At 37.5% G+C, this 11,335-nt stretch carries 15 protein-coding genes; 5 read left to right on the forward strand and 10 right to left on the reverse strand.

The features are described from left to right. The first annotated feature begins 261 nt into the window (after positions 1–261). Positions 262–801 carry a DUF3267 domain-containing protein gene (locus tag ACERJO_RS20485; protein ID WP_247107580.1) on the forward strand — a complete coding sequence of 180 codons (540 nt, stop codon included), beginning with the start codon at positions 262–264 and terminating at the stop codon, positions 799–801. Between the two features lie 39 nt (positions 802–840). Here ACERJO_RS20485 and ACERJO_RS20490 read toward each other — a convergent pair whose 3' ends face one another. Beyond that, positions 841–1,431 carry a YpmS family protein gene (locus ACERJO_RS20490; RefSeq protein WP_373648717.1) on the reverse strand — a complete coding sequence of 197 codons (591 nt, stop codon included), beginning with the start codon at positions 1,429–1,431 and terminating at the stop codon, positions 841–843. Between the two features lie 130 nt (positions 1,432–1,561). Here ACERJO_RS20490 and ACERJO_RS20495 point away from each other — a divergent pair, with 130 nt between their 5' ends. Continuing rightward, on the forward strand, positions 1,562–1,741 hold the full coding sequence (locus ACERJO_RS20495; protein ID WP_247107582.1) for a hypothetical protein: 180 nt from the start codon (positions 1,562–1,564) through the stop codon (positions 1,739–1,741). A gap of 46 nt (positions 1,742–1,787) precedes the next feature. Here ACERJO_RS20495 and ACERJO_RS20500 read toward each other — a convergent pair whose 3' ends face one another. Continuing rightward, positions 1,788–1,874 carry a YjcZ family sporulation protein gene (locus ACERJO_RS20500; RefSeq protein ID WP_247107592.1) on the reverse strand — a complete coding sequence of 29 codons (87 nt, stop codon included), beginning with the start codon at positions 1,872–1,874 and terminating at the stop codon, positions 1,788–1,790. Positions 1,875–1,925: 51 nt separating this feature from the next. Continuing rightward, on the reverse strand, positions 1,926–2,009 hold the full coding sequence (locus tag ACERJO_RS20505; RefSeq protein ID WP_247107593.1) for a YjcZ family sporulation protein: 84 nt from the start codon (positions 2,007–2,009) through the stop codon (positions 1,926–1,928). Between the two features lie 165 nt (positions 2,010–2,174). Here ACERJO_RS20505 and ACERJO_RS20510 point away from each other — a divergent pair, with 165 nt between their 5' ends. After that, positions 2,175–3,092 carry a peptidylprolyl isomerase gene (locus ACERJO_RS20510; RefSeq protein WP_373648718.1) on the forward strand — a complete coding sequence of 306 codons (918 nt, stop codon included), beginning with the start codon at positions 2,175–2,177 and terminating at the stop codon, positions 3,090–3,092. 208 nt (positions 3,093–3,300) lie between these two features. After that, entirely contained in the window at positions 3,301–3,402 is a 102-nt protein-coding gene (locus ACERJO_RS20515; RefSeq protein WP_148296456.1) for a YjcZ family sporulation protein, read from the forward strand. Between the two features lie 70 nt (positions 3,403–3,472). On the opposite strand, the gene ACERJO_RS20520 is transcribed toward ACERJO_RS20515, so the two are convergent. From ACERJO_RS20520 to ACERJO_RS20550, 7 genes are all read right to left on the reverse strand, one after another. Beyond that, positions 3,473–3,772: a sporulation YhaL family protein gene (locus ACERJO_RS20520; RefSeq protein ID WP_247107585.1), complete on the reverse strand. Its 300-nt coding sequence runs from the start codon at positions 3,770–3,772 to the stop codon at positions 3,473–3,475. 37 nt (positions 3,773–3,809) lie between these two features. After that, positions 3,810–4,769 carry a 3'-5' exoribonuclease YhaM gene (gene yhaM / locus ACERJO_RS20525; RefSeq protein ID WP_247107586.1) on the reverse strand — a complete coding sequence of 320 codons (960 nt, stop codon included), beginning with the start codon at positions 4,767–4,769 and terminating at the stop codon, positions 3,810–3,812. Between the two features lie 183 nt (positions 4,770–4,952). Then, positions 4,953–6,341, reverse strand: a complete 1,389-nt coding sequence (locus ACERJO_RS20530) for a sensor histidine kinase (RefSeq protein WP_247107587.1) — start codon at positions 6,339–6,341, stop codon at positions 4,953–4,955. Continuing rightward, on the reverse strand, positions 6,338–7,027 hold the full coding sequence (locus tag ACERJO_RS20535) for a response regulator transcription factor (RefSeq protein ID WP_247107588.1): 690 nt from the start codon (positions 7,025–7,027) through the stop codon (positions 6,338–6,340). The genes ACERJO_RS20530 and ACERJO_RS20535 overlap by 4 nt, the downstream gene beginning before the upstream one ends. Before the next feature lie 186 nt (positions 7,028–7,213). After that, positions 7,214–7,576 carry a hypothetical protein gene (locus ACERJO_RS20540; protein WP_247107589.1) on the reverse strand — a complete coding sequence of 121 codons (363 nt, stop codon included), beginning with the start codon at positions 7,574–7,576 and terminating at the stop codon, positions 7,214–7,216. Positions 7,577–7,743: 167 nt separating this feature from the next. Then, positions 7,744–9,564, reverse strand: a complete 1,821-nt coding sequence (locus ACERJO_RS20545; protein WP_373648719.1) for an LTA synthase family protein — start codon at positions 9,562–9,564, stop codon at positions 7,744–7,746. Between the two features lie 238 nt (positions 9,565–9,802). Then, the gene (locus ACERJO_RS20550) at positions 9,803–10,645 is read right to left on the reverse strand and encodes a Cof-type HAD-IIB family hydrolase (RefSeq protein ID WP_247107590.1); all 843 of its coding nucleotides are present in this window, start codon (positions 10,643–10,645) and stop codon (positions 9,803–9,805) included. Positions 10,646–10,786: 141 nt separating this feature from the next. Here ACERJO_RS20550 and ACERJO_RS20555 point away from each other — a divergent pair, with 141 nt between their 5' ends. Then, a complete protein-coding gene (locus ACERJO_RS20555) occupies positions 10,787–10,969 on the forward strand; it encodes a hypothetical protein (protein WP_247107591.1) in 183 nt (60 codons plus the stop codon). Positions 10,970–11,335 lie beyond the last annotated feature (366 nt).

The following is an 11,335-nucleotide window of genomic DNA, read 5'->3' on the forward strand; positions in this document are numbered from 1 at the left end:
AAGCGAAGTATATTTCAGGAGCGGTTTACGTCCTCCATCTATCATTGTTCGGCTTTTCTTTTAGTTAAACCACTTTTGTCCCAGCCTCGTTTCGTCTACGGTCTGGGAGTTTAGCTTATTAAGCTAAGCTCTTTTTTTGTTTTACACAAATTCCTTTTTGTCAATAGAAATACTCAAAAAATAATAAAGTTTTTTTTTGAAAACCTATTGATTTCTCCTCAAAATAAGCGTAAATTAAGCAATTGTTGAGGAGGTGATGACATGAACTGTTGGAAAACAATTCGTGTAACACAAGAGTATGGATTATTAAGGCTTATTTTGTTTTCAGCATGTACGATGCTTTTCTCTTTTTTATTTTACTATCTCATTATTAGCAGCTTCACACAAGCACACGAATTCGTTCATGTCAGCTTTACATCGATGATTTGTAGCATTGTTTTACTCATTGCTACCCATAAGCTACTCCACCTCATACCCGTTTGGCTATGTGGAAAAAAAGCTTCTATTACGTGTAAATTTGTCATGTTCCTGCCATTAACAAGCATTAAATTATATGAACCTATATCAAGAAACCTTTACGTCCTGTCATTAATTACACCAGCTATCTTATTAACAATGGTTGGAGCATTTTTATCGATTATGTATCCGACATATGTGGCTTTCATTTCCATTTTAACTTCGGTTCATTTCGGTTTAATTTTTTTCGATTTTGTTTATTTGAGCTATATCGTAAAGGCACCTAAAAGAAGTCTAGTCGAAAATCACCCTGAAGGATTCCATATTTTATTAAAAGCGTCTTAACGAGCTCGACTTGTTAGGCGCTTTTCCCATTTCCATTTACTAGTGATAATATAATCCAAGTATAATGTGGTCTTTCTCCATGTCCAATGTTTTAAAACGCAGGCTCATTCTCTCATTCTCATCAAGCGGAAGTTCAGATACTTTTAAATCTACTAATTCCTCAGTAGGATAGATGATGATCCAATGTTCTAGCTCAAGCGTGCCATTTAATAGCATTAGCATACGATCAACAGGTAATGAAAATAATCCAAGCTCAAATGAATCGACCATTAAGAGCAAGTCTCCATTAGGCTCCACTTCTGGATTAAAATAAACGACGAGTGGAATTTCTTGACCCATCACATCAAAGCGAGTACGCAATTGTAGATTCGATTCTCCAAACTCGATTACATAAGGCACCTCACTCTCTGTTTCTGCCAAAAGTTGTCCAATAAATTGATTAAATCGTTGTTTATCCGTTTCTATTGTGAACAAAGACTCATCCGTATGAATAGGTTGTGACTCAAATAATTCACCTTCTGCCGTAGGGAATAACCGTAAGATCAATATAACAAAAAGAATGAATAAAATGCCTTTGATCGATAGTAAGATAAAAAAAGCCGTCTTCCACTTTTTTTCTTGGATTGTCATATCACTCACCTCTTGCTTTTATTTTAAAAGCAACGGTCTGAATTAACAAATACAATTTAAGTGTTAATCCTATCTTTTTTATCAAACTTTTGATAAAGTTTAACTATATTGCTCGTCAGGAGGCAAGTGCATGTTTGTAATTAGTAGTTTTTTTGCATTATTTATTTTCTTTCTGATTAATTCAATGACTGACGCTTTGTGCTTAAGACGTGAAATCCCTTCAGAAAGACAACCGAAATTATTTAGAACGATCAACATATTGATTACCATCCTTTTAACATCTACATATGTAAAAATTCTTTTTACATAAAAGGAGTGAGAGTCTATAACACTCTCACTCCTTTGAATTCCCACCTTTAGTACATCCACGAAGCGCCAATAATCACCAATAAGATGAATAAAACGACTAGCAACGCAAATCCATTATGTCCTTTATGACTCATTACAATCCCTCCAAATGAAATGATCTTGAAAATGAAGCTGTGCGAGTTATCTTAAAGCCACGATGCACCTACAATTACTAACAGAATAAATAACACAACAATTAACGCGAACCCAGCCTGTGATCCGTGAGACATAACTGCACCTCCTCTTTTTCTAGTTACGATATCTTATGCAAGCAAGGAATTTTCGTACTGGGCAATTGCCCTAAATCAAAATTCTGTACTTCCGCTATCGCTGTAAAGTGTGGTATAGTGATTACTGTAAAACTTAAGCTTGAAAGCCATTGAGGAGTTGACATGATGAGAAAACGTACGATTGCTGCCATCGGGATTGCTTGCATGACCATACTAGCAGCTTGTAATGATGAAGGAACACAAGACCAAGCCCAAGTTCTTGTGACAGTTGAAGGTGTTGACATTACAGAGGGGCAATTAATTGAAGAACTGAAGCAACAAGGTGCGGACGCGATCCTTGCGCAGCTTGTAAGTGATGTTGTTATAAAAAACGCTGTTGCAAGCGCTGACATTTCAGAAGAAGAAATCGAGGCAGAACTTGAGGAACTTCGCTCTCAGTTCCAAGCTCAATTTAACACAACATCAGATGAAGAAATCCTTGAGCTCGTTCAAACTCAATTTAATCTAGAAGAAATTGAGACAATGGACGATTTCATAGACGAATTTGTTCTACCTGGACTTGTTCTTCAAAAGCTCGGTACAGAAGGTATTGATGTAACAGATGAGGATGTACAAGCCTATTACGATGAAAATAGCGAGCAGTTCGCCGAACAAGTAGAAGCAAGTCATATTCTCGTTGAAGATGAAGAAACAGCTGAAGAGGTATTAGAGAAGCTTGAGGAAGGCGAAGATTTTGCTGAGCTCGCAATGGAATATTCAGTAGATGGCTCTGCTGCTATGGGTGGCGAATTAGGCTACTTTGGAAGCGGACAAATGGTTGAACCATTTGAAGAAGCCGCATTTGCTCTTGAAGTTGGAGAAGTGAGTGACATCGTCGAATCAGATTTCGGTTATCATATCATTATGAAAACGGGATTCCGCGATTCATTCGAGGATTTTGAAGAGGAAATTCGCGAAACGTTGATCAATCAACGCACGCGTAGTCAAGAGCAAGTATTGACTGATTTAATTGATGACGCTGATATCGATGTGAAAGATTCCCAATATGAAGATTTATTTGCTCCAGCGCCAGAATTACAGTAAAAAGATGATGAACAGTCCCCAACCGGTTAATACGTGTTGGGGCTTATTTGTGTACATTCCGTTATGATAGGTTCAAACTTCTGTAATGCTACGCACAATGTCTTTATGAAAAAACGCCGCGCTTTTTTTGCACCGATCTACTCTATTTGCATAACGTAAAAGTAGGGCATTCCCCCAAACCACTTGAGATGACGGAAGGATGATGAAGATGGCAGGCGCACCAGTATCTACAGGATACAAGTATGACTTTACATTGTTAGTCGTTTTATTTATTTTATTAGTCATTGTAGGCTCCGCTTACTTTTGCTAATAGCGAAACAAAAGGGTGTCCAAAACGTTGATAGCTTTTTGGACACCCTTTTCAGCTTGACTAACACACATTATTCGTTACCGACCTTACGTTTATTACGCTCTTCCTCAATTCTTTCCATATAGACTGTACCTTCCTGCTCAATCCATTTCTGCTCTTCCTTGTAATCCTCATACGTATATTTAATAGCTAAGGAGCCACTAATGACAATCCCTAATAAGATGAGATAGACCCACCAAGGGCTTGATATAAGGAATACACCTAACGACGTTTGAGTCAACAAAAAACCGAGTAATAACAGTCCTAGTAGAACGTATGCGTACTTACTATTGCCATGACGATTCAATTGAATCCCCTCCATGCTTGTCATCTTGCTTCATCATATGTACAAGCATGCCTAAATAGAACTATAAATTTAATGGAGACTGATGAAAACGTGGTTTATAAAAGCTGCGATGCTCTAGCGCCATCACACGTTCAGAAAACTCACCAGGCTGCACCGTCTCAAGTGCTCGATCCATCATATTAATTTTCGCGTCGATATTATCAATTAAGTGAAGGACTTCTGCCTCTTTAACAACAGGAACTTTCGGGCTTCCCCATTCCCCTTTTCCATGGTGACTAGCGATTAGATGTTGCAGAATGAGCACCTCTTCGCTGTCAATTTTCAGCTCTTCTGCCGCTTGAGCAACCTCTGTCACCATAATCGAAATATGCCCAATTAACTTTCCTTCTAACGTGTATTGCGTATCAATCGGTCCCGACAATTCTCTAACTTTCCCTAGGTCATGCAGGATGACACCAGCATACAATAAGTCGGCATCTAATGACGGATACAGTTCAACAAGACTTCTCGCAATTTTCAACATACTAACGACATGATAAGCAAGACCAGAAACAAATTCATGATGATTCTTCGTTGCTGCAGGTGACTGCAAAAAAGCCGTCTGATGCTTCTTCATTAGGTGCCTTGTAATACGTTGAATATTAGCATTTTTCATTTCAAAAATATATTGAGTAATCTCATCAAGCATATCGTCAGGCGACATTGGGGCAGAGCGAATAAAATCAGCAACTTTCACTTGATCCATTGCCGTTGTTGGTCGAATGCTTTGAATTTTCATTTGTCTACGACCACGATACTCCGATACTTCACCACTGAGATGAACGATCACTTGGCTACAAAAAGCTTGTTCATCCTCCGGTGAGCATCCCCAAAGCTTTGCTTCTATTTCTCCTGTATGATCACATAGCTGTAAAGTCAAAAAGGGCTTACCATTGCTTGCAGTCCCTTTAGTCGATGTTTTAATGAGGAAGTAGGTTTCTACTTTATCCCCAACTTGATGGTTACGAATCCCATTCGTCATAAGGCTACGCCTCCCCACTACTAAATTATTCTTATTATACCATATAAGGAAAACGCTCTGCGGTTTTTCTGACTTGCATCGTGCGTAGTCATACAAATTCGTTAATTAGACTGTCAAGCCACTTCTAAATTAAAAAAACTCACTGAAAAGGTTCATTTACCTTCCCAGTGATCATTAACTACATCAATGTGTTTTTCGGCGCTTGCTTCGTAGGCCTCTTTCTTCTGTTTGATTAAAGGCTACGGTAAATTTAACACCTCGTTCATTATTTTCAACTGTAGGTGTTGCTTCATGTAATTCAGCAATTCTCTTCACAATGGCTAGTCCTAAACCGAATTTCCCCTTACTTCCTTTATAGAAAGGATTAAATAATTGAGGTATATCTTTTTCTGGTATTTCCTCCCCATTATTTTCAACTGATATATAGATTTGTCCATTATCTTTTTTAGCTTCAATCCAAATCGAATCAAAGGCATAACGCAATGCATTTTCAACTAAGTTTTCTAATAGTACTTCTAATTGTTCACGGTCGCCTCGTATCTTTAAGTCAGCACCATTAACATAAATTTTTACATCTTCACGTTGCACTCGAAACCGTTCTTCAATTTGGAATGCCACTTCACCAAAGAGCCATTCCTCATAATTAGGTGTTTCTTCTTTTAATGAATCTAATTTTGTATAATAGAGCATATCAATCACACGTCGCTCCATTCGATTGGCCTCTTCGATAATGACATCCATCGTACTTTCCAAATCATTTTTAGGAAGAATCCCATCTTTAACGGAGTGTGCGTAACTTTTAATAACCATGATCGGTGTTTTCAACTCATGAGAAGCGTGTTGAATAAATGTTTTTTGAGAACGGTCATACAAATTTAAATTTTGACGCATTTTTTCAAACTGTCTAGCTAAGCGTTCAAAATCTTTATCGCCTTTCCAATTAAGAGGCTCCTTCCAATCGCGGTTCGCAATTTGCTCTAAATGATTACCTAGGACATATAATGGTTGGCGTAAATAATGCTTCAGCCACATCGCTGGCAATAAGCTGAGAGCACATGTTAGCAGTAAGATATATATAAGACGCTCCCATAAGCGATTAACCATTTGATCGCGATATGTATCCCACATATATGAAATATGATAAGCTGGACGATCTGATAAATTCGTCTTTGTTATAACATAGAACACCGTTGCCCCGCCATATTGGATCTCATAGCGACCACGTTCATGATCCTGCCTAAAAGCATTTTGTGCCATCTCCCGTAAAACTTCAGCAGGTGGTGGTGAAGGCCCACCTTCTGCTGTCTGACCAAATGTATCAATAAAGAAATGTCCGACTGATCGTTCTGCATCTCTTCTCTCAACGAAATCGAGTTCGTTCCGAGGCGGATTGACTAAATCAAACAACGGATAAACGTATCTCGTTTGCTCAATTTCAATAATTCGATACGTCTCTTCTGTTAATGTCCCTTTGATCGAGATTGGGTATATTAACGTGACGGAAAGAATAACAAGCACGATTAAAGAAATGAACGCAAGCCAAATTCGTTGCGTTAAGTTCACTTTAATCATGAGGATAAAACCCTATAGCCATATCCATATAATGTTTCTAGATGTATTCTTGGCATTTTTTTACGGACTCGACGAACAACATCATCGACTGCACGCTCTGAACCAAAATAATTTTCTCCCCATACATGCTCAATAATCTTTTCACGGGAAAATGCCTTACCGATTTCTGCTGTTAAAAGTAAAATTAAATCCATCTCTTTAGTCGTTAAGTCAATAGCATCGTCATGATTGGCTTCTTGATCTGTAATAATTCTTCCTACAGGATCGATAAGGTACTGATTTAGCTCAATCTTTTTTGTATCTGACGTTGGTATTCCGTAAATCCTATTTAATAATTTCTTCGCCCGAATAATTAACTCTTGAGGCAAAAATGGCTTCGCTAAATAATCATCACTACCCATTTCTAGCCCGAGAACTCTGTCTAAATCTTGATCACGTGCAGAAATAAAGATAACAGGTGTATCTTCTTTTTCCTTAATCGATTTTAAGAGCTGATAACCATCTGTACCTGGTAGCATAATATCTAATATCCAAAGATGAGGTTTTTGCTTTTGCTCGATAGCAGCACGTGCTTGATCGCCATCATGAAATACTTCCACTTGCCACCCCTCTTGTTCTAAATATGCTTTTAATACTTCTGAAAGATTTTCTTCATCTTCAACAAGGTTAATGAGATATTCACTCATCATCCATCCTCCTCGTAAACACTAGTATAAGTCTATCGCTATTGTAACGTATTTTATCCATTGAAACGAGCTTGAAGATCAGCTTACACAAAAGTTAGAGGATTTTTACACGTTTTATCACAATTTTTTTTGAAGAAGTCAATAGGAAGATAAGAGTTAAACTCTCACCTTCCCGTGTGTTATTGACTATAATACTGCAAATGCCGTAAGTAAAGCTAGCGGTAAGACTAACCGATTCCAAACTGGACGCGGTCGATAATACGGATAATAATAAGGGTTATATGGATAATACGGGTAATAGCGATGGTCGATATTACGTTGATCGTACCCATCCTGGGCATTTCCCCATTGCTGATGATTCCATTCCATCCATGTTTCTTTCACATCCATATACTGTCCTTGCTCATCCGTTGGCACGAGTAAATAAACATAATGATCATCGACATGCTCAATTACACCTTGGTACTCCTGTTGACCATTCATTTGTAACTGAACAGGTTGATTCACATGCTGCTCACATTGTGTCTTCATCCATTGAGGTGTCGCCATACTTCCTCCTCCTTTCATACATACTGTATGCAAGGAGATTAAATTAGGTGAATGCCTAACGTCTTTTTATAAATACAACGTACACAGTCGTTTACAATCACATTCCGACCTTTTAAATAGAATACATCCAGTTACCGAATGTCGTAACTGGATGCAGCTTTCCATACTTATTCCTTTCTTTCAAAAAACCGTAACAGGTCACCATACACAACACGATCAGAATAATGTAAATCCTGACTTGCCTTATCGAAATACGGCTCACAATAGCTCATATCCGTTTCTTGCTCTGTTCGTTTATCATAACAAACATCTGACGTGTACAAATAATCATCTGTCACAAAGCTTCCGTTTCTAAGGACGACAAAAGATTCCCTTTCTTCGGAAAATAAATCCGTACCAAGGTGAATCATATCCTCTGTTTCCACCCCTAATAAATGAAGCAATGTCGGTTTCAGATCAATTTGCCCAGACACCGTATCCATTCTCTTACCTTCCATACCAGGTATATGAATAAAAAGTGGTACACGCTGTAATTGAACAGTATCAAAATCAGTTATTTCGTCTTTTTCCAAATACATGGCCATCGAGCGGTCATGAAAGCTCGAAATACCATAATGATCACCGTACATAATAAAAACCGTATCCTCATACATTTCTTCTTCCTTTAAACGCTCAAAGAACTGTTCAACCGCATAGTCCATATATCTCACTGTTGGGAAAAAGCGATTTAACGTTCCACTATACGAATCATACTCCTCAATAAAACGATCCTCTTCATCAAGCTCAAACGGAAAATGATTCGTTAATGTTATGAATTTAGTGAAATATGGCTCTGGCTGCTGCTTTAATAGATCAATAGATTGTTCAAAGAAATCGAGATCCTTTAACCCCCATCCTACCGAATTCTCCTCTGTTACATCATACGATTGAATATCAAAGAAACGATCATATCCTAAAGCTAAATACATCATATCTCGATTCCAAAAGCTCTTATTGTTCGCATGCATGACCGATGTGTAATAGCCAATTTCACCTAGTTGCTCAGGTAAAGCATCATACTCATTATTAGAATGAGTAAAGAAAACAGCACCACTATTTCTTCCAAATAATGAATTATCTACAACAAACTCTGAATCTGATGTCTTTCCTTGCTCTGTTTGGTGATAGAAATGATCAAAGTATATACTTTCTTCAATCAACTCATTTAAAAACGGTGTTATGACTTCCCCATTCATCGTCTGCTCGATGACAAAGCTTTGTAACGATTCCAATGAAATAACCATAACATTCTTACCTTCAATTAACCCAAAGTACTCCTCATTGGGTTCTCTATACTGTTCACGTGTATAGTAAATAATCTCATTGATTTCTGAACCATCTGCAAATGCCCTCTGTGCTTTAGAATGTGATTGAATGTACGCATCATAAGCGTGATAGTTTAACACTCCAATATTTTTCACGAGTAATTCACGATCAAACGAGCGTGTTAATAGCTGTGGACGTTCAGCTTGCGCTAAGCTTAAATTGACCACAAACACTCCAACAGCGACAACAATTAACGCAAGCGCCACTCGCGGTCTAGCAAATGAATATTCTTTTCGTTTCGTCATCCATATATAAACCAAAAAGAGTATATCAACAAAAAATAGTGCGTCCCACCATCTCACTAATTCGGCAATACTTCCTTGCACGTCACTGATATTACTCGTTTGCACGAGTACAGGTAACGTTAAGAAGTCATTAAAAAATCGATAATATAAAACATTTGCATATAAAATGATAGTTGTTAGTAAGTTTACTCCAATAAACGAAAACGGTCTCTTATCCTTTTTAATCAAAAAACAAAGACCTAATAACAAAATCGTCGAACTAATTGGATTAATAAATAACAAAAACTCTTGATAAATCGATTCAGATTGAATTTGAAAACCAAACTTATAGAAAAGGTATGTCTTCAACCAAATAAATCCAAATACGAGCCACATCATTTTTTCTCTTTTTATAAATTGAATTATGCTCGCCAACGTATATCCCCCTTTTATATTTACAAAAATTACAAAAACACTAGTATATCTTACACCTTTCTCAAACCAAGTCAATATTTTCCCACACTTTTACACGCTATGGCAAGATTTTTCTTAATTTTTTCTACTAAACTTGTCCATCTCAAAAAAAGGATGTCTCGAAAGGTCATTTTCAGACCTTTGAGACACCCACTTCCATTATTTATACATTTATTCGCATCTGCTTCCTAAATACTTCCTTAATCATGTACGCCACACCATTTTGTTCAATTGAGCGTGTAACCCAATCAGCTGCTTCCTTTACAGTATTATTCGCATTTCCCATCGCCACACCTAAACCGACCTGCTGTAGCATATCAATGTCATACTCCTCTGAACCAATTGCAACCATCTCTTCAGAAGAGATTTGTAAATGATCTCCTAATCGTTGCAGTGAACGCGACTTTGAGACTCCAGGTGCTACACATTCAATTCTTCCACGTACAGAATGTAGTAATTTAAATCCTTTGTTAATTTGCTGCAGTTGTTTCAATGCTCGTTGCTGTTCAACATCATCAAAAAACTGTGCCTGTATTTTTAAAGGAGCAAATGGTTGTTCCATCATATGTCCACAAACTGAATCAACAAAATGTATCGGGTAGAAAAGGGGATCACCGACACCTACCGTCATTTTGGCAATTAAATGATTACGTTGCTTAACTTTATTACCAATAGCGTACTCTTCATTCCAAACACGAATATGACAAGGGTACCCCTCGAGAATATCAAGAATTTGCAAAGCTCTCTCTTCAAAAATTCTTCGAACAAAAACTGGAACCTTATCATCTGAGCCGACAAATGCACCATCACTCGAAATTAAAAACCCATCGACCTTTAATGCTTTTGCAATTTTCTTCGCCGATAAATACGGTCTAGATGTTGCCAGCGTCACGTATACATCCTTTGCTTTAACATACTCGATGGCCTCTTTTGTTTGTCGAGTTATTTTCGCATTCGCTCTCACAATCGTATCATCAATGTTAAGAGCAATTAACTTATAAACCATTTCAGCTCCTCCTTCTCTCGATGTCCAACATGACTATTTCTTCACAACATATGAACATTCAGCAAAAAATAGAACTGGACGTATACGGAATGTTTCCATATACTCATTATTAATAACGTGTAGACTAAGGAGCAAGGACACATGAAAAAGACATTTAACTATTATTTTGTTCCGACCCTCTTATTTATCGTATTAACATCCTTTCAATTTCCTAATCAAGAACCACAATCGATTTTCATGGGCATACTTGGTTCAACCGTCTTAGGAATCATGGTAGGCTTTGTCATACATATAGCCGTTATCATTAAACGAAAAATAACCTAAAAAATGTGCGAGACTGTTGTCTTTTTTGAATAGTCTGATACGAATGGATTTCTCGTATCAAGCAAGCAACGTGAAAAGCCATTCTAGCCTAATCAAAGGCATTGAAAAGTTGATTTACTTTTTCAGTAGCTTCCGGTGTAGCGTCTTTCCTTAACTGTGTCGTGTGTAGCTCCTTAAAATGGTATAAGCATTTCTAGAAATGTAGCTTTTTCAGAAATGCGAGTAACGTCCGTAGCCGACGCTCTTCTTTAAGTTTTCCTGCACCCTCCTAATGAACGTATAACGAGAATAGGGTGTACGTATAAATTCTAATTCTGCAAAAAAAGACGACTAATCTTTTATCAGTCGTCTCAGCCTGTCGACTTT

It is taken from the genome of Halalkalibacter sp. AB-rgal2 (genome assembly GCF_041821005.1).
GTDB lineage: Bacteria > Bacillota > Bacilli > Bacillales > Bacillaceae_D > Halalkalibacter.

Coding starts and splice junctions, on each gene's coding strand:
- ACERJO_RS20485 (WP_247107580.1), top strand. CDS start 262: ATGAACTGTTGGAAAACAATTCGTGTAACACAAGAGTATGGATTATTA.
- ACERJO_RS20490 (WP_373648717.1), bottom strand. CDS start 1,431: ATGACAATCCAAGAAAAAAAGTGGAAGACGGCTTTTTTTATCTTACTA.
- ACERJO_RS20495 (WP_247107582.1), top strand. CDS start 1,562: ATGTTTGTAATTAGTAGTTTTTTTGCATTATTTATTTTCTTTCTGATT.
- ACERJO_RS20500 (WP_247107592.1), bottom strand. CDS start 1,874: ATGAGTCATAAAGGACATAATGGATTTGCGTTGCTAGTCGTTTTATTC.
- ACERJO_RS20505 (WP_247107593.1), bottom strand. CDS start 2,009: ATGTCTCACGGATCACAGGCTGGGTTCGCGTTAATTGTTGTGTTATTT.
- ACERJO_RS20510 (WP_373648718.1), top strand. CDS start 2,175: ATGAGAAAACGTACGATTGCTGCCATCGGGATTGCTTGCATGACCATA.
- ACERJO_RS20515 (WP_148296456.1), top strand. CDS start 3,301: ATGGCAGGCGCACCAGTATCTACAGGATACAAGTATGACTTTACATTG.
- ACERJO_RS20520 (WP_247107585.1), bottom strand. CDS start 3,772: ATGACAAGCATGGAGGGGATTCAATTGAATCGTCATGGCAATAGTAAG.
- yhaM (WP_247107586.1), bottom strand. CDS start 4,769: ATGACGAATGGGATTCGTAACCATCAAGTTGGGGATAAAGTAGAAACC.
- ACERJO_RS20530 (WP_247107587.1), bottom strand. CDS start 6,341: ATGATTAAAGTGAACTTAACGCAACGAATTTGGCTTGCGTTCATTTCT.
- ACERJO_RS20535 (WP_247107588.1), bottom strand. CDS start 7,027: ATGAGTGAATATCTCATTAACCTTGTTGAAGATGAAGAAAATCTTTCA.
- ACERJO_RS20540 (WP_247107589.1), bottom strand. CDS start 7,576: ATGGCGACACCTCAATGGATGAAGACACAATGTGAGCAGCATGTGAAT.
- ACERJO_RS20545 (WP_373648719.1), bottom strand. CDS start 9,564: ATGATGTGGCTCGTATTTGGATTTATTTGGTTGAAGACATACCTTTTC.
- ACERJO_RS20550 (WP_247107590.1), bottom strand. CDS start 10,645: ATGGTTTATAAGTTAATTGCTCTTAACATTGATGATACGATTGTGAGA.
- ACERJO_RS20555 (WP_247107591.1), top strand. CDS start 10,787: ATGAAAAAGACATTTAACTATTATTTTGTTCCGACCCTCTTATTTATC.